The following is a 17,897-nucleotide window of genomic DNA, read 5'->3' on the forward strand; positions in this document are numbered from 1 at the left end:
GGCGAACGCGGCACGCCGTGGCCCCCGGGAGCCACGGCGTGCCGCGCTCACTCAGTGCCGCCGCGCCCTCGCCGCCGGGCTCTCGTGCCAGAGCCGGTCCAGCGCCGTCACGGCGTAGACATGGCTCCTGCCGGGCTCGGCGGTCGGGTCCGTGAAGGACGTTCCGCCGGTCACGGCGATCCGCGAGGCGTCGCCGGCGCCGCACCGGGCGGCGGCCGGGCCGTCGAACCGGTACACCGCGTACCGCGCCGCGCCCGCGACGGGCCGCCAGGTCACGGTGGAGCCCGTCACGGCGGGATGCGGCCGCTGCGGGGCGTGCCCGCCGAGCCTCGGCATCAGCGGGACCAGCGCCGGGCGGGCGTAGTGGTCGGCGACCATCCGGCTCACCCCGCCGATCCGGTCGGCGTCCATGTCCTTGGCGCTGAAGTGGATGTCCCCGGCCACCTGCGGGTAGCCCCGGTCGAACGTCAGGTGCCGGGACAGCTCCGCCGGGTCCTGCCACGGCGCGGCCTGCCCCGCGGCGCCCTCACGGTAGTCGGCTTGGCCGATGTAGAGCTGCACGCCGGTGCCGTCGACCTGGCGGGCCCACCAGGGGACGAGCTTGGCGTAGTCGGCCACGGTGAACCCGATGTACCAGTAGATCTGCGGAGCGATGTAGTCGATCCACCGCTTCTTCACCCAGCCGCGGGTGTCGGCCGAGATCGCGGTGTAGGACTCCAGGCCGTTCGTGTCCGAGCCTTCGGGATCGGAGCTCTTGTTGCGCCAGATGCCGAACGGGCTGACCCCGAACTTCACCCACGGCTTGAGGGCGTGGATCCGGTGGTCCATCTCCCGTACGAGCAGGTCGATGTTGTGCCGCCGCCAGGAGGCCTTGTCCGTGGACCCGGAGCCGTACTCGGCGTACGTCGCGTCGTCGGGGAAGTCGGCGGTGCCGCTCGGATAGGGGTAGAAGTAGTCGTCGAAGTGGACGCCGTCGATGTCGTAGCGGCGTACCGCGTCGAGCATCGCCCGCTCCACGAAGCGGCGGACGGCGGGGATCCCGGGGTCGTAGTAGAGCTTGCCGGCGTAAGGGTGGACCCAGTCCGGGTGTCGCCGGGCCGGATGGTCCGGGGACAGCAGGCTCGGATCGGCCTTCATCGACACCCGGTACGGATTCATCCAGGCGTGGAACTCCAGACCGCGCGCGTGCGCCTCCCGTACGAGGAAGGCGAGCGGGTCGTATCCCGGGTCCTTGCCCTGCGTCCCGGTCAGGTACTGCGACCACGGCTCGTACGGCGAGGGCCAGAACGCGTCGGCGGTCGGCCGCACCTGGACGAACACCGCGTTCAGGTGGCGGGCCACGGCGTTGTCCAGCAGCCGGCGGTACTCCGCCTGCTGCCGGGCGACGGACAGACCGGGCGCGGACGGCCAGTCGATGTTGGTGACGGAGGCGATCCATACGCCCCGCAGCTGCCGGCCGGCGGTGGCCGGGGCGGGGCAGGAGGCGGTGCGGGCGCCGGCGGGAGTGGTGAGCGGCCCGGCGGCGAGTGCGCCGCCGAGCAGCGTGGCGGTGGCGAGAGACAGGACACGGCGAAGGATCATGAAGCTCTCTCCTCAGGCTTTGGAAGAGAACTTACGATCATCGGCTATGCGATGTAAATCATTCACCGCGCCTGTCGTGTCGGCCGTGCGCGTCGTACCGGCCCGCGGCCTGACCGGCGGGCGGTACGACGCTCGGACCACGTGCCGTCAGGCCGCGAGGCGTACGGGCTCGGGCTCCACGTCCGGCTCCGGCTCGGCCGCCAGGATCATCAAGCGGCGTGCCGGGACGAACCGGGCACTGGCCGCGATCAGCAGCGCGAGGACGACCGCGAGGCCGAGTCCGACCCGCAGCGAGGCCGCGTCCGCCAGGAACCCGATCACCACGGGCCCCAGGACGAGGCCGCCGTACCCGATCGCGCTCACCTGGCCCACCGCTGCGGCGGACCGCCCGGGCACGATCGAGCCGGCCACCGAGATCGTCGTCGGCACCACGGTGCAGACCATCAGCCCGGCGAGCCCGAATCCGACCAGCGCGAACGGCGTCGCCGGCGCGAGGACGACGACCGAGACGGCGACCGCCGTGCCCAGTCCCGCGTACGTCAGCAGCCGGCGCGTGCCCAGCCGGGCGCGGACGCGGTCGCCGACGAGCCGGCCGGCGAGCATGGCGGCCTCGAACAGCGGGTAGGCCAGGGCGGCGACCGACTGGGTGGCGCCGAGTTCACGGTTGAGGAACAGCCCGCTCCAGTCCGCGATCGTGCCCTCCATCATGAAGGCGACGAACGCCAGCGCGCCGATGAGGTAGACGACGAGCGGCAGCCGCGCGCGGCCCCGGCCCGCGGAGGCGGGCGCCCTGTCGTCGATGTACGTGCGGCCCACGACGATGATCGGAGCGAGGGCGATGATCGCACCGCCGACGAGCGTCTCACCGAACGACAGCCCGGCCGAGGCGCTGAAGGAGCCGATCAGGCCCCCGGAGATGGCGCCGGCGCACCATCCGGCGTGCATGCCGTTCATGATCGGCCGCCCGTAGGAACGTTCCACGGCGCTGCCCTGGGCGTTCATCCCGATGTCGGTCAGGCCGAACGTCATGCCGAACAGCGCGACCGCGGCGAACAGCAGCGGCCGGGTGGGCGCCAGGCCGATCAGCGCCACGCTGACCGCCGTCAGCGGTGCCGCGATCCGCAGGACGGCCGTGCCGCCGAGCCGCGCCATGACGCCGCGCAGCCCCTGCATCGCGATGATCGCGCCGATCCCCCAGACGAGGATGGCCGTCCCCACGTCGCCCTCGCTCATCCCGAACTTGTCCGCGAGGGCCGGCGTCCGTGACACCCAGACTCCGCAGAGCATGCCGGCCAGGGCGAACGTCAGCACGGTGCCCAGGCGGGCCCGGACGAGGACGCGAGACGTCATGATTTCACCTCTCTCTTTGTGCCGTGGTGCGCACGGAAGGACCGGCGCCCGCGATGGGCGCCGGTGTGGTCGTGGTGGGTCGGCCGGTGCGGTCCGGCCGTGGTGGTCGGCTTGCTAGAGCGTGCCGAGCAGCCGTTCGCGCAGCGTCTCCAGCTGCGCCTCGTCATAGAGGCCGGGGTCGTGCATCACGACCTCCCACAGCCCCTCGGCCGCCAGTCGCGCGATCTGGGCGGCGACCGGATCCGGGTCGTCGGCGGGGTCCCGGTCGTGCCAGCGGTGCATCGCCTCGCGAATCTGGGCGAGCAGGGCCGGGTCGGCCGCCGCCGCGCTGACCGTCGCCCATCGTCGGAGCAGCCGCGACTGGTCGCGGTCCATGACGACGGCGAAGTTCGCCTCGACGAAGGCCCGCGTGTACGACCCGGGGCCGCCCGTCTCGTACGAGGCGATCAGCGCGTCGAACTCCTCGATCAGCCGCTCCACCAGCCCTCTGATCAGGGCCTCCTTGTTCGGGAAGTGGTAGAGCAGCCCGCCCTTGCTGACCTGGGCGCGCTCGGCGACCGCGGACAGCGTGAGCGCCTGGGTGCCCTGCTCGCACAGCAGGGCCTCGGCGGCATCGAGGAGAGCATCGCGTTTCATGACACTCGTACTATACCGTCCGGACGGTACAGTTATTCCCCAATACGGACAGACCGGGCGATGAGTGATGCAACGTCCCGCGCCGCGTCGTCGTCCAGGGGGGCGCTCCGGAACAGCAGGCGGTACCAGAGGACGCCGTACACCACGTCGTGCAGCAGGCCGAGATCCGTGCCGGCGGGAATCTCGCCGCGCGCCACGGCCTGGTTCAGGATCGTGCCCAGGGCGGCCCGGCGGCCGGCGAGGAAGTGATCGCGGAAGGTCTCGGCGAAGCCCGGATCGAGCAGCGACTGGGCCAGCAGGCCCTTCAGTATCGGCCCTTCCGACTCCTGCATCCCGTACGTCCGGCGGAGGAAGGCGGTCAGGTCGGCCTCGAGGCCGCCTTCGTCGGGGATCGGGATGCCCTCCGCCGCCACGGCGAGCAGCGCGTCCAGTGCGACCTCCGCCTTGGAGCGCCACCAGCGGTAGATCGTCTGCTTGCCGACCCCGGCCCGCGCCGCGATCCCCTCCATCGTCAGCTCGCCGTAGCCGCGCTCCAGGAGCTCGTCGTGCGTCGCCTTGAGGATCGCCTGCCGGGCCGCCTCGCTGCGCGGGCGGCCGGGGCGCCGGGTGCCGTCGGCCATGCCCCCACTTTACAAGACGGTGTGTCTCGGATTAGATTACGAGACGAAGCGTCTAGAAATTTGGAGACATGATGCGCGTTGTCGTGCTGGGCGGTACATCGGGTGTCGGACTGGCGATCGCCGAGAGCTGTGCCACGAACGGTGACGAGGTGCTCGTGACCGGGCGTGACCCGGAGAAGCTGAAGGCCGCCGCGGCGAAGGTCGCCGTGGCCGAGGCCGTGGACGGGCGGTCGGCGGAGGACGTCCGGGCGTTCTTCGCGCGGCACGGCCGGTTCGACCACCTGGTGCTCGCGCTGAGCGGGGCGAGCGGCGGAGGCCCGTTGCGGGACCTGAAGATGGACGACCTGCGGGCCGGTTTCGAGGGCAAGGTGTTCCCGCACCTCATCGCCGCGCAGGCGGCCCTCGACACGATCGCCGAGGATGGGTCGATCACCTTCATCACCTCCACCAGCGCCCAGGGCTCCATGCCCGGCACGGCGGGCCTGGCGGCGATCAACGGGGCGCTGGAGCGGGCCGTGCCGCCGCTGGCCGCCGAGCTCGCGCCGATCCGCGTCAACGCGGTCTCGCCCGGTGTGATCGACACGCCGTGGTGGTCCTTCCTGCCCGAGGAGCAGCGGCGCGAGCAGTTCGCGGCCTACGCCGAGCAGACGCCCGTCCGCAGGGTCGGCCGTCCCCAGGACGTCGCCGACGCGGTCCGCTACCTGATGGGCGCCGGCTTCGTCACGGGTCGGGTGCTCACCTGCGACGGCGGCCTGACCCTGTAGCCACGCGGCCCGCCACCGTACGGTGCCAGCCCGCACCCATCCGGCCACCCGCACCGTACGGCCACCCGCGCCGTATGGGCGTCCGGGCCGTGCCGCCCCGAAGCCGTCGGGCCCCGCCGCCGTGGCCCGACGGCGGCGGCGCGGATAGGCTGAGGCCGCCATGGTGTACCTGGATCACGCGGCGACCACGCCGATGCTGCCCGAGGCGATCGAGGCGATGACCGCGGAGCTCGCGCGCATCGGCAACCCCTCCTCGCTGCACGCCTCCGGCCGCCGGGCCCGGCGCGTCGTCGAGGAGTCGCGGGAGGTCATCGCCGAGTCGCTGGGCGCACGGCCGAGCGAGGTCGTCTTCACCAGCGGCGGCACGGAGGCCGACAACCTCGCGCTCAAGGGCATCTTCTGGACCCGCCGGAGCGCCGATCCGGCCCGGACCCGCGTGCTGGTCAGCGCCATTGAGCACCACGCCGTTCTGGACTCGGCCCAGTGGCTCGCCGACCACGAGGGGGCGAGCGTCGAGTACCTGCCCGTCGACGCCGACGGCCGGGTCCGGCCCGACGCCCTGCGCGCCGCCGTCGACCGTGACCCCGCCACGGTCGCGGTCGTCAGCGTGATGTGGGCCAACAACGAGGTCGGCACGGTCCAGCCGATCGCCGAGCTGGCCGCGATCGCCCACGAGCACGGCATCCCGTTCCACAGCGACGCCGTTCAGGCGGTCGCGCAGCTCCCCGTCACCTTCGCCACGGACGCGATGACCGTCACCGGGCACAAGATCGGCGGACCGGTCGGCGCCGGCGCACTGCTGCTCGCCAAGGGCCTCGACCCCGTGCCCGTCCTGCACGGCGGTGGCCAGGAGCGCGACGTGCGGTCCGGCACCCTGGACGCCGCCGCGATCGCCGGGTTCGCCGCCGCGATGCGCGTCGCGGTCTCTCGGCGGGCCGCCGAGGCGGAGCGCCTGGCGAAGCTCCGCGACGACCTCATCGGCCGGGTCCGCGAGGCCGTACCCGACGTCGTGCTCAACGGCGACCCCGAGGACCGGCTCCCCGGCAACGCCCACCTGTCCTTCCCCGGCTGTGAGGGCGACGCCCTGCTGATGCTGCTCGACGCCCGGGAGGTCGAGTGCTCGACCGGGTCGGCGTGTTCCGCGGGCGTCGCCGAACCCAGCCACGTGCTCCTCGCGATGGGCGCCGACCTGCCGCGGGCGCGCGGATCGCTGCGGTTCTCCCTCGGCCACACGAGCACGCAGACCGACGTCGACGCCGTCGCCGAGGCCATCGCCCCCGTCGTCGAGCGCGCCCGCCGCGCCGGCGCCGCCTGACCCGTTCGAGCGGGCCTGCCGCGTGACCCGTTCGAGCGCGCCCCCAGCCTGACCGGTTCGAGCGGCACGCCGCCTGCTCCGTTCGAGCGCCGCCCGCGCGACCCCGCCGGGCGCGTCCGCTCGGGCGACGCGTCCGCCTCAGCCCGCGGGCCAGCCGCACTCCGAGCAGAACTTCGCGTCACCGAGCTGATTACCGCAGTTCGTGCAGTACTTCTTCAGCGCCGTCGGCGCGGCGGCCATGGGAGTGCCGCAGTTCCGGCAGAACTTCCCGCCGCCGGACTCCTGATGACAGTTGTGGCACAGCCCGGTCGCCTGCTGCCGGTACTCGACGCCCTTCGTCCAGTCCTGCGCCGCGATCCTGTCGCGCACCTGGTCGACCTGGGCCGCCGCCTGCATCCCCGCGATCTCCTGGTCGAGTCGCGGCGCGCACGTCGCGCAGAGCCCGCGTTCGGCGTTCCAGCAGATCTGGTCGCAGACCCACTGCCCGCAGCGGTGGCACTGGGTGAAGTGCGGCTTCATCTGCTCGACGGCCTTGGCGAGCGCCTTGTCCCGCGTCGAGCCGCGGGTGCCGCTGCGCAGCCACTGGGCGTCGAAGCCCAGGTTGGCGGCCTTGCCGCCGACCTCACCGCCGAGCAGGTCACCGCCCATCTGCAGCAGCCGCCCGCCGAAGCCGGTCACCGAGTGCTGGAACGGCGAGGTGTAGCCGTTGCCGCAGCGCTTGCAGAAGAACTCGAACTGGTAGCCCTCGTTCGTCGAGCGGTCCTGGTAGTTGTCGGTGAAGAACACCATGTCGGCCATGTGCGCCCCCTTGGCGGCAGGTTCCCCCGGTGGATACCTGACTCAATGGGACGCACCGACCCGCGCTCGCGTCGCCGACGGCGATGGCCGGGTTCGGCCAGAACCTTACGGCTGGTACGGCTCCAGGACCTGCCACGCCGGGTCCGGCTGGGACGAGACCTTGGCCCGGCCCTCCGACCAGCCCGCCGCGAGCTGGTCGAGCTCGGCGACCGCGCCGGAGTCCGGATCGGCGTACAGGTGGAACACCCGCCGCCCGTCGCCGCTCTCGTACGCCGCCAGGACGACCCGCCGGCCCATCGCCTCGATCGCCTTCTCGAAGTCGCGGAGCGCCGACGCCGAGGGCTCGACCGGGAGCCGGTCCGGGTTCGCGTGGGCGTACGGCAGCGCCACCGAGACGTACAGGTCGCACAGCGGGTGGTCCTGCCGGTGCAGCGGGAAGCGCACGGCCACCCGCGCCGCGTGGCCCAGCGGCGTACGGCCCTCACCGGTCAGCCACGCCGGCTCGCGGAAGGGGGCCGCGATCTGCTCGACCACCGCGGACAGCATCGACGGCGGCAGCGCGTCCATCGGCTCCTCGGCGACGGCCACGACGTTGCCGATCCACCGCGCGACGTCGTCCTCGCCCAGCGCCCAGTCCAGCACGCGGTACGTGAGGGTGAGCTGCGTCTCCTCCGGCACGAACAGGAAGTCCGGATGATAGGCGGTGACGTCGACGCGGGCCCGCCGGGTGTCCGCCCGCAGGCCCAGCCGCACGTAGCTCAGGTCGAACTCGTGCTCTTCGAGCTGCAGCTTGCCCTCCAGCATGGCCGGGTCGGCGGCCCGCGCCGGGCGGTACTCCCAGCCGTCGTCCGGGGCCGCCTGATACCAGCGCTCCGCGATCCCGCGCAGCTCGCCGACCCCACCGCCGCTCACGGTCAGGCTCGGCCCGGGGCCGATCTCCCACTCGAGGTCGGGATGCATCGCCTCGATGCGCGTGGCGAGCTGCTGGGCGAGGTCGTCGGGAACGCCGTCGTTCAGCCGTTCCCGCGCCTCCGGCCACCACTCCCAGAACCGGGCGATGGCTGGGTCGGACGAAGGCGTCCCTGGAGAGCGTCGGAAGATTCCCATGGTGCGGCCAATCGTACGGCCGGCAGTGACCTCTCCAGCCTATTCAGGCCCGATTCCCCACCCGGATCTCACGACCCGGACGCCCGGCGAAAATCGCCCACAGTGACCGGCCGTACACGAAGCGACTTGACAGGCGCGCCGCTGTAGGAGAACCTAGTGACCACTAGCCGACCTCATCGGGGTCTGGAAGTGAAGCCGGGAACCCCCGCACAGCCGGGAGCCCGGCTTCGCGCATTTCTCCTGGGATTACGTCACCTCGATCAGACTCGTGTGAGGTGCGTACCACCTCGACCAGTTGTCCTTGCCCTCCACGAGGATCCCATGCGGCGCACCGTAGAGGACTTCAGAACACTCTGTGTGTGGATCGCTACAGATCGCAGTCGGGATGGGTTGTTCCTCCTGGTATGTCGTTGGCCGTGGCTGAGCGGTGGGTGGGTGGGAGCGCGTACCCTCGTGTGGGTCATGACTCTTCGCGTACTCGCCGCCATGTCGGGCGGTGTCGACTCCGCCGTGGCCGCCGCCCGTGCCGCCGAGGCCGGTCACGAGGTGACCGGCGTGCACCTCGCGCTTTCGTCCAACCCGCAGTCGTACCGCACCGGCGCGCGGGGGTGCTGCACGCTGGAGGACGCCCGCGACGCCCGCCGGGCGGCCGACGTGATCGGCATCCCCTTCTACGTGTGGGACATGGCCGAGCGGTTCGATCGCGACGTGGTTCAGGACTTCGTCGCCGAGTACGCCGCGGGCCGGACGCCCAACCCGTGCCTGCGCTGCAACGAGAAGATCAAGTTCCAGGCGCTGCTGGACAAGGCGCTGGCGCTCGGCTTCGACGCGGTCTGCACCGGCCACCACGCCCGGCTGGCCGACGGGGTACTGCGCCGCAGCGTCGACCTCGGCAAGGATCAGTCCTACGTCCTGGCCGTCTGCACGCGCGAGCAGCTCGCGCACGCGATGTTCCCGCTCGGCGACACCACCAAGGCGGAGGTGCGCCGGGAGGCCGAGCGGCGCGGGCTGGCGGTCGCCGACAAGCCGGACAGCCACGACATCTGCTTCATCGCCGACGGTGACACCCAGCGCTTCCTCGCCGACCGGATCGGCGCGGAGAAGGGCCCGATCGTCGACACGTCGGGCGAGGTCCTCGGCGAGCACGACGGGGCGTACGCGTACACGATCGGCCAGCGCAAGGGTCTGCGGCTCGGCCGTCCGGCGCCCGACGGCCGGCCGCGCTACGTCCTCGACATCTCGCCGGTGACCAACACGGTGACGGTCGGCCCGCGCGAGGCCCTCGACGTCCACGAGATCCACGGTGAGCGCCCGGTCTGGCTGGGTGAGCCGCTCGCCGCGCCGCACGACTGCCAGGTGCAGTTGCGGGCGCACGGCGAGGTGTACGACTGCACGGCGACGCCGGACGGGGACGTGCTGCGGATCGTGCTGCGCACCCCGGCGCGCGGGGTGGCCAAGGGCCAGGCGGCCGTGCTGTACGACAACGACCGGGTGCTGGGCTCCGCGACGATCGCGGCGACGTTCGCGGCGAGCGCCGTACGGGCCGGCGCCTAAGACCTCTCAGGGGCGCCGCCGGGCCGTCCGTACGATGCGCTCGAGCGCGGCGGCGTGGGCGGCGAACGCCTCGTGCCCGTGGTCGGTGAGCCGGACGAGCGTCCGGCGCGCGGTGCCGGAGCGTTCCTTGCGGACGGCCACGTAACCGGCGTTCTCCAGGGCCGTGATCTGCTTGGAGAGGGCCGAGTCGCTCGTGCCGATCGTCTCGCGGAGGAACCGGAACTCCACCCACTCGGCCGGGGCGAGCAGGGCCACGATCGACAGCCTCGCCGGCACGTGGAGGAACTCGTCGAAACCTTCCTCCATCATCGCTCCCGGCGGAGCGTCGCCTTCATCGCCCGGTTCAGCCAGGGCGTCATCAGAGCCCACGTCAGTGCCATGGCGACGGCGCCGATGGTCGAGGGGTACGCCCAGTCCGCCAGCGAGGCGACGACGTACAGCCCGATGAAGATGGTGAGCATGGCTCCCATCATCGACAGCACGAGCAGCGCCGACTTGTTCGTGTAGCGGGAGCGGCGCAGCCGCGCCTTGCGCGATCGGTTGGAGATCACGCTCAGGATGAGGAGCAGCGCGAGACCGGCGGCCTGGTAGGGCAGGCTCGGGGAGACGTAGTCGGGGACGGCGCTCACGGCGCACAGCAGGAGGGCCACGCTGACGAGGTACCACCGGGGCACCGGCCCGAGGGCGGCCTCGGTCGTCTGGTCCTCGCGGTTCCGGATCTCGCGCAGGGCGTCTTCTGGAGTCATGCTTCCTCCTGTAAGACTCACTTTCCTCTCAGGAAAGTAGCACGTGCTTTCCTGAGAGGAAAGTAGGTGTGATGATCCGCCTCCGCCGCGCCGACCGCGTTAGGGTCGGCAGAATGAGATTCGGTGTTTCGACCTTCGTGACCGATGAGGGCATCGCGCCGGCCGACCTCGGCCGGGCGCTGGAGGAGCGTGGGTTCGCGTCGCTGTTCGTCGCCGAGCACACCCACATCCCGGTGAGCCGTGAGACGCCGTACCCGGGCGGCGGGGAGCTGCCGCGCATCTACTACCGCACGCTCGACCCGATCGTCGCCCTGACGGCGGCGGCCGTCGTCACCGAGCGGCTCACGCTGGGCACCGGGATCGCGCTGATCCCGCAGCGCGATCCGATCGTGTTCGCCAAGGAGGTCGCCTCGCTCGACTTCATCTCCGGCGGCCGGGCCGTGCTCGGCATCGGCGGCGGCTGGAACCGTGAGGAGATGCGCGACCACGGCACCGAGCCGAAGACCAGGATGGCCCTCATGCGCGAGCGGGTCCTCGCCATGAAGGAGATCTGGGCGAACGACGAGGCGGAGTTCCATGGCGAGTACGTCGACTTCGACCCGATGTTCTCCTGGCCCAAGCCGGTACGGACGCCGCCGGTCCTGGTCGGCGGCTGGGGGCCGAAGACGTTCGACCGGGTCCTGGAGTACGGCGACGGGTGGATGCCGATCGCCGAGGACCCCGCCCGCATCGCCGAGGGCGTCAGGGAGCTCCGCGAGCGCGCCGGACGCCGCATCCCGGTCACGGTGTACGCCGCGCCCGCGAAGAAAGAGGCCGTGGACGCGCTGATCGCCGCCGAGGTCGACGAGATCCTGCTGTACCTGCCGACCAAGCCCGCCGACGAGACCCTGAGCCGCCTCGACAGGATGGCCGAGCTCATCGCCTGACGGTCATCCGATCGCCTGACGGAACCGGTCGCCGAGGCCCGTCAGGCGGTCGACCGGCTCGTTGGCGAAGACCAGCCGCAGGTACCGGCTCCCACTGGGACCCCAGCCGTCCATGGGCGTGGCCGCCACCTTCGCCCGGTCGAACAGGTGCTGAGACAGGTCGGCCGGGCTGAGCCCCAGCGGCTCGGTGTCGATGAGCAGCGACCAGCCGCCATGTGGCCGGACGACCGGGTACGCGGCGAGTTCGCGCAGCACCGTGTCGCAGCGCCGTTTCCACTCGGCGGTGGCGGCGGCCACGTCGGCGTCGGCGTCCGACGCGTCCAGCGCGGCGGCGACGGCGTCCTGGGCGAGGCCGATCTGGCACACGACGTTCGTCAGGCCCACCAGCCGGATGTCGGCGAGGATGTCGGCCGGGCCGACGACCCAGCCGACCCGCCAGCCGATCATCCGCAGCTCCTTGGAGGCCGACCCGACGGTGATGGTCCGTCGCGCCAGCCTCTCGTGGGACGCCGGGTGGCTCGGCGGCCGGCCGTCGAACCGGATACGCTCCATCGCCGCGTTGTAGATCAGCCAGGCGTCGTGGCGCTCGCAGGCGTCCGCGAGCGCCGCCCAGTGGCGGTCGTCGAGTACGAGACCGGTCGGCATGGCCGGGCCCATCATCAGGACCGCCGCCGTACGCGGGCCGACGGCGGCCGCGAGCCGTTCCGGGTCGACGGACCAGCCCTCCGCCGTGGCCTCGGCCGGAACGAAGCGCGTCACCCCGCCCGCGAGGCGGACCCGGTTCACCAATCCGGCGTAGATGGGGTCGCACAGCACGACCTCCTGGCCCGGCTCGACCGTCGCCAGCAGGGTGTTGAGGATGCCGTTCAGTCCGCCGACCACGCTGACGCACTCGGTGGCCGGGTCGTACGCGCGCCCGGCGATCCGGCCCACGTGCGCGGCGGCCGCCGCCCGGAGCGATCGGTGCCCCTGAAACGGCAGGTAGCTGTTGGCCGTGTCGTCGTCGATGGCCGCGCGGGTCACGGCGAGCGCGACGGCGGGCGGCCGCAGGTCGGTGTCGAGGTTCTCCAGCCGCAGGAACTCCGGGTCGGCGATGGCGTCGGCGGCGTCTCCGATGACGTCCACGCCGATCCCGGGAATGTCGCGGAGCCTGGTGACGGTCATGGGCGACCTCTGTTCACTATGTCGGTACGGGCATACCACTATGCTGATACGTATGGACGTTGGGCAAGTGGTCGGCGGCAACCTACGGAGGCTGCGCACTGCGGCGGGCATCTCCCTGGCGGATCTCGCTGCGGCGGGCGGGATCAGCAAGACGACTCTCCACGGCGTCGAGCTGGGCCAGGCCAACCCGACGCTGAGCACGCTGTGGGCGCTGGCCACGGCGCTGAAGGTGCCGCTCGGCGAGCTGCTCGAAGCACCGGCCTCGGCCGTCGAGGTCGTACGGTCGACGGACGGCCGGCCCCGGGTCGAGGGCGACGCCGTCGGCGCCCGACTGCTCCATCGCATCCGGATTCGCGGCACCGTCGAGGTGTACGACATCGAGGTCGCCGGGGCGGAGCAGCGCTCGGACGCCCACCTGCCCGGCGTGGAGGAGTGCCTCGTCGTGACGGAGGGCGGCGTCACGATCGGCCCCGCGGACGCGGCGGCGGAACTCGAGGCGGGCGACTCCATCCGCTTCGACGCGGCCCGGCCGCACGTCTACCAGGGACGCGGCCCGCACAACCGCGCCGTCCTCCTGATGCTGCACCCCGAGCCCTGACCGATGGTCCGAGGCCGGCCACCACGCCTGCCTCCGGCCGGATCCCCCGCGGGGCGGACGCCCTCCCTTTCGCGGGGGAGGCGCGGGCACGGGACCGCTTGCGATCGTGAAGGCGTGACACGCAGACACCTGTCCGCACGAGGGACGCAGATGAGCACAGGCGCCGCCCCCACGTCCGAGGGTCACCCCGCTCGACGCCTCATGGCGGGGCTGCACGGCCGGACGGCGGCGGGCGTTCCCCGATGGGCGGTGCGGGCGGCGTACGCGACGACGCTGACCGTGCTGCCCTCCTGCGTCTGGCGGATCGCGGCGATCACCTTCCACGCCCCGCTGCTCGAACGGAGCACGGAGCCCGCCCCGGGCCACGGACCCGTGGTGTTCGGGGGCGTCTGGTACGTCGTCGCGCTCAGCGTCGTCAGCGAGGCACTGGCCTATCTCGCCTTCGGGCTGGTCGGCGAATGGGGTGAGAGGATCCCGCGCCGGATCCCCGGCCTGGGCGGCCGGCGGGTGCCGATCCTCGCCGCCGTGATCCCGGCGGGCCTCGGCGCCGTCGCGCTGCTGATCTTCCCGTACGCCCTGGTCATGGCGGGGTTCGGCCGGATGATCGACGGCTCTCACCACAGCGGCCTGGTCGTGCACGGATGGCAGTCCGTCGCGTTCGTCATCGCGTACGGCCCGCTCGTGGCCTGGGGGCCGCTGCTCGGCCTGCTGACCGTGCACTACTACCGCCGCCGCCGGAACCGTGAGGCTCATCCAGGCGTCGACTCTCCCGCGCCTCGCCCGGTGCGGTCGGCTGCCCAGGCGTTGAATGAGGGTCAGACTCGTGACCTTCGGAAGAGGGCGGCTGAAGATCTATGACGGCTTGGCGTAAGAGCAGCCACAGCACTGGCGCCGGTGGGACCACCGACTGTGTTGAAGTGACACGGTTCGAGGAATGAGGGTCAGTCGTCGGCCTTGGTGAGGGAGCGGATCGAGGGGCCCAGGATTTCGACGATCTGATCCGGGTCGGCGTCGGCCAGGTGATCCAGTTTGATCAGGTGCCGGCCGATGGCGACGCCGATGAGGACCGCGCTGACCACGGCGGCGCGCAGGTCGGCGTGGTCGTCGGGGATGGCCGCACTGATCCGGCCGAAATGGTCCTGGGACGCGGCTCGTACCTCATGGGCTGCCTCGGGGTGGGTGAGCATCGACCGTAGGACGGCCAACGACTCGACGGGTTCGTCCGCGAGTGAACTGCGGAGAAGATCGAGTAGTTGCTCGGCCACCTGTTCCGGTGTGCCGCCGCGGATCGGGGGAGTCCCGCGCTCGGTGGCCCGCGCGAAGAGTTTCTCCTTGCTGCCGAAGTAGTGCATGACCAGGCCCGGGTCCACTTCGGCGGCCGTCGCCACGGCGCGGATCGTGGTCCGGTCATAGCCGGTCTCGGCGAACAGCCGGCGAGCCTGCGCCAGGATCCGCGCCTCGGTGTTGCGCCGCTGCTCGGCTCTGGTGCTCACGCGGTGATTCTACGGGCGTTGAATCGCAGGCAGTTTCGTTCTACAGTCGTTGAATCAGTCGTTCAACGATTGTTCAATGGAGGTGCGAGGTGGAAGGTCCACTAGAGGTGCTGGAGCGCCGGCGGCGTGCGCTCCTCGACGGAGACATGGGGGCGTTCGCCGGTCTCTTCGCGGAGGACGGCGTGCTGGAGATGCCGTTCGTCGTCGACGGCCTCCCCTCGCGGCTGGAGGGCCGGGAGGCGATCCGGGAGTTCTCGACGCGCGCCGGCGGGATCCCGTTCGAGGTCGTCGAGCTCCGCACCGTCCAGGTCCACCAGACGTCGGACCCCGAGGTGGTGATCCTCGAACTGGTCAGCGTCGCGCGGCTCACCACCACGGGCGAGACGTTCGAGGTGCCCTGCATCCAGGTCTTCCGGATCCGCGACGGCCGGATCGTTCTCTTCCGCGACTACGTGGGCGCGAACGCGCTCCCGGACGTGACCGCCGCCTGAATCCACTCGTGCGATGACCACGAACGTTCGCCGGATCGGATGAGATGCCCGGCGCTGTCATGGGCCGGCGCTGTCGGCCGTACGGACCTCGGGAGCGGGTGGGTTCGTTACGGGCCCTGTCCCCTCAGCAGGGACTTGTTCCTGCTGAGGGGACAGCGTCGGATCGCTTGGGGCCGGCCGCGCGCCACCGGACCCGGCGAACGTCTGCGATCACCGCACTGGCTTGATCAGGAGTCGGGCGGGTCCGCCAGCCGCTTCAGCCGGGTCCAACCGGCCCAGCCACGTTCGCGCATCAGGTCCAGCATCCGCTGCGCCCGCGGGTCGGACTCGAGGGCGAGTGCGTCCAGGAGGTCGAACGACAGATCGTCGTTCGCCATCTCGCCGAGATCGATCTCGCCGGCGGCGTATGCCTGCTCGGCCATGCCGGCCATGATGTCGGCGGCTTCCCGCAGCCGCGGGTCGTCGTCGCCCGCGTCGCTTTCGACGATCTCCGACAGGACCTTGTAGAGCCGTACGACTCGCGGGTCGTCGAGCTGCGCGAGTTTTCCGGGCATGGAATCGTGGACGCGATCGGGCCAGCGAGCCACGACCAGGATCCATCCGTCCCGCTCGGCCTCCACCATCCGCTCTGACACCCCGATCTCCCGGAGCCGGTTCAGGTAGAAGACCACCTCAGAGGGGAGCGCCAGACTGTCTCCGGCGGCGAGCTGCGCGATCTGCTCTCGGCTGGTCTGAAGCCGTTCGATCTCGTCGCGCAGGTGGCTGTCGATCTCCTGGACGGCTTCGGCGAAGGCCGATTCGTCGGCTTCGAGCATCTGACCGATCTGAGACAGTGGCACGCCGGCGTTGGCGAGAGTGCGGATCTTGATGAGCGCCACGACGGCCTTCGCGCCGTACCGCCGGTAACCCGAGGCGTCCCGCTCCGGCTCCGGCAGTAAGCCGATCTGGTGGTAGTGCCGCACCGCTCGCGCCGTGACGCCGGCGTACGCCGCCAGTTGACCGATCGTCAGCATGCCGTGATCCTGCCTCAACTCGCCCGGACCCGGTCGGCGCCGGCTCAGGAGATCCTGCGACGGTAGGAGATGCCGGCGACCACGTATGCGACGACGAGGATGCCGACGCACCAGGCGAGGGCGGTCCAGAGGTCGGCGCCGACCGGATGCCGGCCGAACAGGTCGCGGATCGTGTTCACGATCGACGTGACCGGCTGGTGGTCGGCGAACCAGCGCACCGGGCCGGGCATCGTGTCGGTGGGCACGAACGCGGAACTGACGAACGGCAGGAACATGAGCGGGTAGGAGAACGCACTCGCACCGGACACGGTGTTCGCAGCGAGGCCCGGGATGACGGCGATCCACGTCAGCGCGAGGGTGAACAGGATCAGGATGCCGGCGACCGCGAGCCAGGCTCCCACGCCCGCTCCGGTGCGGAATCCCATGAGGAGGGCGACGCCGACGACGATCGTCAGCGAGATGAGGTTGGCGATCAGCGAGGTCAGCACGTGTGCCCACAGCACGCCGGAGCGGGCGATCGGCATGGAGTGGAAGCGCTCGAAGATACCGGCCTGCATGTCCGTGAAGAGCCGGAACGCGGTGTAGGAGATGCCCGACGCGATCGTGATGAGCAGGATGCCGGGCAGCATGTAGGACACGTAGGTGCCCGATCCGTGCCGGATCGCGCCGCCGAACACGTAGACGAACATCAGCATCATGGCGATCGGGACGATCGCGGTGGTGATGATGGTGTCCACGCTGCGGGTGACGTGCTTGAGGGAACGCCCGGTGAGGACGGCGGTGTCGCCGAAGAAGTGGGTGGTCATCGGTCTTCGCCACCCTCGTCGGCGGCGGCGTGCTCGTCGTCCTTCCCGTCCTCGCCGACCACGGCGAAGAAGACGTCCTCCAGAGTGGGCTGCTTCTCGACGTACTCGACCTCGGCGGGCGGCAGGAGCCTCCTCAGCTCGTCGAGGGTGCCGTTGACGATGATCCGGCCCTTGTGCAGGATCCCGATCCGGTCCGCGAGCTCTTCCGCCTCGTTGAGATATTGGGTCGTCAGCAGCACCGTCGTGCCGTCCTCGGCGAGTTTCTTGACGGTCCGCCACACCTCGACGCGCGCCTGCGGGTCCAGCCCGGTCGTCGGCTCGTCGAGGAAGATCACCGGCGGGTCGCCGATGAGGCTCATCGCGATGTCCAGGCGGCGGCGCATGCCACCCGAGTACGTCGACACCCTCCGCGTGGCCGCGTCGGTCAGCGCGAAACGCCGCAGCAGCGTGTCCGCCACTGCGCCCGGATCCTTGAGATGCCGTAGCTTCGCGACCAGCACGAGGTTCTCCCGCCCGGTGAGGATCTCGTCCACGGCGGTGAACTGCCCGGTGAGATTGAAGGACTCCCGCACCTTCGCCGGCTGTCCGGCGACGTCGAAGCCGTTCACGGTGACCGTGCCCGCGTCCGCCTTCAGCAGCGTGGAGAGGATTCTGATGGCCGTGGTCTTGCCCGCTCCGTTCGAGCCGAGCAGGGCGAAGATGCTGCCACGTTCCACGTCGAAGTCCACGCCGCGCAGCACACGCAGCTCCTTGTACGACTTCTCCAGGCCCTGCACGTGGATCGCGGGTCCCTGGACCTGATCGATTGTCGACTGGACGCTCATGGCAGCGAGCATGAAGGGTTGCCGCAGCGTCAAGGTCAAGACCGCGATGCAGAGTCGATTCTCCAAGACCGGTCAACGGGGAGGCGGCGCACCGGCCGTAGTGTCCGGGCG

At 71.2% G+C, this 17,897-nt stretch carries 21 protein-coding genes; 8 read left to right on the plus strand and 13 right to left on the minus strand.

Going from position 1 to position 17,897, the window contains the following annotated elements; translation table 11 throughout:
• Positions 1-51: 51 nt before the first annotated feature.
• The 4 genes from NE234_RS01185 to NE234_RS01200 all read right to left on the minus strand — a co-directional run bounded on the left by NE234_RS01185 (position 52) and on the right by NE234_RS01200 (position 4,187).
• Positions 52-1,581 (minus strand): glycoside hydrolase family 10 protein, encoded by a 1,530-nt coding sequence (locus NE234_RS01185; RefSeq protein WP_252775982.1) that lies wholly within the window; start codon positions 1,579-1,581, stop codon positions 52-54.
• A 147-nt stretch (positions 1,582-1,728) separates the two neighbouring features.
• On the minus strand, positions 1,729-2,931 hold the full coding sequence (locus NE234_RS01190; RefSeq protein ID WP_252775984.1) for an MFS transporter: 1,203 nt from the start codon (positions 2,929-2,931) through the stop codon (positions 1,729-1,731).
• Positions 2,932-3,045: 114 nt separating this feature from the next.
• A complete protein-coding gene (locus NE234_RS01195; RefSeq protein WP_252775986.1) occupies positions 3,046-3,567 on the minus strand; it encodes a TetR/AcrR family transcriptional regulator in 522 nt (173 codons plus the stop codon).
• Positions 3,568-3,599: 32 nt separating this feature from the next.
• Positions 3,600-4,187: a TetR/AcrR family transcriptional regulator gene (locus tag NE234_RS01200; protein ID WP_252775987.1), complete on the minus strand. Its 588-nt coding sequence runs from the start codon at positions 4,185-4,187 to the stop codon at positions 3,600-3,602.
• Positions 4,188-4,255: 68 nt separating this feature from the next.
• Between NE234_RS01200 and NE234_RS01205 the strand changes: the two genes are divergently transcribed.
• On the plus strand, positions 4,256-4,951 hold the full coding sequence (locus NE234_RS01205) for an SDR family oxidoreductase (protein WP_252775989.1): 696 nt from the start codon (positions 4,256-4,258) through the stop codon (positions 4,949-4,951).
• 160 nt (positions 4,952-5,111) lie between these two features.
• Positions 5,112-6,266 carry a cysteine desulfurase family protein gene (locus tag NE234_RS01210; RefSeq protein WP_252775991.1) on the plus strand — a complete coding sequence of 385 codons (1,155 nt, stop codon included), beginning with the start codon at positions 5,112-5,114 and terminating at the stop codon, positions 6,264-6,266.
• Between the two features lie 138 nt (positions 6,267-6,404).
• Here NE234_RS01210 and NE234_RS01215 read toward each other — a convergent pair whose 3' ends face one another.
• Both NE234_RS01215 and NE234_RS01220 read right to left on the minus strand, forming a co-directional pair.
• Positions 6,405-7,064 carry a hypothetical protein gene (locus tag NE234_RS01215; protein ID WP_252775993.1) on the minus strand — a complete coding sequence of 220 codons (660 nt, stop codon included), beginning with the start codon at positions 7,062-7,064 and terminating at the stop codon, positions 6,405-6,407.
• A gap of 105 nt (positions 7,065-7,169) precedes the next feature.
• Positions 7,170-8,171, minus strand: coding sequence for a DUF695 domain-containing protein (locus NE234_RS01220; RefSeq protein WP_252775995.1), 1,002 nt, complete (start codon positions 8,169-8,171; stop codon positions 7,170-7,172).
• 462 nt (positions 8,172-8,633) lie between these two features.
• Between NE234_RS01220 and mnmA the strand changes: the two genes are divergently transcribed.
• Positions 8,634-9,725 (plus strand): tRNA 2-thiouridine(34) synthase MnmA, encoded by a 1,092-nt coding sequence (mnmA, locus tag NE234_RS01225; protein WP_252775998.1) that lies wholly within the window; start codon positions 8,634-8,636, stop codon positions 9,723-9,725.
• A gap of 6 nt (positions 9,726-9,731) precedes the next feature.
• Here the strand turns inward: mnmA and NE234_RS01230 are convergent, their stop codons facing one another.
• Both NE234_RS01230 and NE234_RS01235 read right to left on the minus strand, forming a co-directional pair.
• Positions 9,732-10,031 (minus strand): transcriptional regulator, encoded by a 300-nt coding sequence (locus NE234_RS01230; RefSeq protein WP_252776000.1) that lies wholly within the window; start codon positions 10,029-10,031, stop codon positions 9,732-9,734.
• On the minus strand, positions 10,031-10,471 hold the full coding sequence (locus tag NE234_RS01235; protein ID WP_252776002.1) for a hypothetical protein: 441 nt from the start codon (positions 10,469-10,471) through the stop codon (positions 10,031-10,033). The genes NE234_RS01230 and NE234_RS01235 overlap by 1 nt, the downstream gene beginning before the upstream one ends.
• 113 nt (positions 10,472-10,584) lie before the next feature.
• Between NE234_RS01235 and NE234_RS01240 the strand changes: the two genes are divergently transcribed.
• Complete coding sequence (locus NE234_RS01240) at positions 10,585-11,397, plus strand: LLM class F420-dependent oxidoreductase (RefSeq protein WP_252776004.1); 813 nt, start codon at positions 10,585-10,587, stop codon at positions 11,395-11,397.
• 3 nt (positions 11,398-11,400) lie between these two features.
• Here NE234_RS01240 and NE234_RS01245 read toward each other — a convergent pair whose 3' ends face one another.
• A complete protein-coding gene (locus tag NE234_RS01245; RefSeq protein WP_252776006.1) occupies positions 11,401-12,561 on the minus strand; it encodes a pyridoxal phosphate-dependent aminotransferase in 1,161 nt (386 codons plus the stop codon).
• Between the two features lie 52 nt (positions 12,562-12,613).
• On the opposite strand from NE234_RS01245, the gene NE234_RS01250 reads away from it, so the two are divergent.
• From NE234_RS01250 to NE234_RS45765, 3 genes are all read left to right on the plus strand, one after another.
• Positions 12,614-13,159, plus strand: coding sequence for a helix-turn-helix domain-containing protein (locus tag NE234_RS01250; protein WP_252776007.1), 546 nt, complete (start codon positions 12,614-12,616; stop codon positions 13,157-13,159).
• Positions 13,160-13,273: 114 nt separating this feature from the next.
• Positions 13,274-14,017, plus strand: a complete 744-nt coding sequence (locus NE234_RS01255; protein ID WP_252776009.1) for a hypothetical protein — start codon at positions 13,274-13,276, stop codon at positions 14,015-14,017.
• Positions 14,014-14,097, plus strand: a complete 84-nt coding sequence (locus tag NE234_RS45765; RefSeq protein WP_406566931.1) for a DUF397 domain-containing protein — start codon at positions 14,014-14,016, stop codon at positions 14,095-14,097. The genes NE234_RS01255 and NE234_RS45765 overlap by 4 nt, the downstream gene beginning before the upstream one ends.
• A gap of 3 nt (positions 14,098-14,100) precedes the next feature.
• On the opposite strand, the gene NE234_RS01260 is transcribed toward NE234_RS45765, so the two are convergent.
• The gene (locus tag NE234_RS01260) at positions 14,101-14,652 is read right to left on the minus strand and encodes a TetR/AcrR family transcriptional regulator (RefSeq protein WP_252776011.1); all 552 of its coding nucleotides are present in this window, start codon (positions 14,650-14,652) and stop codon (positions 14,101-14,103) included.
• Between the two features lie 89 nt (positions 14,653-14,741).
• On the opposite strand from NE234_RS01260, the gene NE234_RS01265 reads away from it, so the two are divergent.
• Positions 14,742-15,143 carry a nuclear transport factor 2 family protein gene (locus NE234_RS01265; RefSeq protein WP_252776015.1) on the plus strand — a complete coding sequence of 134 codons (402 nt, stop codon included), beginning with the start codon at positions 14,742-14,744 and terminating at the stop codon, positions 15,141-15,143.
• A 227-nt stretch (positions 15,144-15,370) separates the two neighbouring features.
• On the opposite strand, the gene NE234_RS01270 is transcribed toward NE234_RS01265, so the two are convergent.
• From NE234_RS01270 to NE234_RS01280, 3 genes are read right to left on the minus strand one after another with little or no spacing between them, the layout of a single operon-like run.
• Positions 15,371-16,156 carry a helix-turn-helix domain-containing protein gene (locus tag NE234_RS01270; protein WP_252776018.1) on the minus strand — a complete coding sequence of 262 codons (786 nt, stop codon included), beginning with the start codon at positions 16,154-16,156 and terminating at the stop codon, positions 15,371-15,373.
• A gap of 44 nt (positions 16,157-16,200) precedes the next feature.
• Positions 16,201-16,962 carry an ABC transporter permease gene (locus NE234_RS01275; RefSeq protein WP_252776019.1) on the minus strand — a complete coding sequence of 254 codons (762 nt, stop codon included), beginning with the start codon at positions 16,960-16,962 and terminating at the stop codon, positions 16,201-16,203.
• Positions 16,959-17,786 (minus strand): ABC transporter ATP-binding protein, encoded by an 828-nt coding sequence (locus tag NE234_RS01280; RefSeq protein WP_252776021.1) that lies wholly within the window; start codon positions 17,784-17,786, stop codon positions 16,959-16,961. The genes NE234_RS01275 and NE234_RS01280 overlap by 4 nt, the downstream gene beginning before the upstream one ends.
• Positions 17,787-17,897 lie beyond the last annotated feature (111 nt).

Source organism: Actinoallomurus rhizosphaericola (assembly GCF_024055675.1).
Lineage (GTDB): Bacteria > Actinomycetota > Actinomycetes > Streptosporangiales > Streptosporangiaceae > Actinoallomurus > Actinoallomurus soli.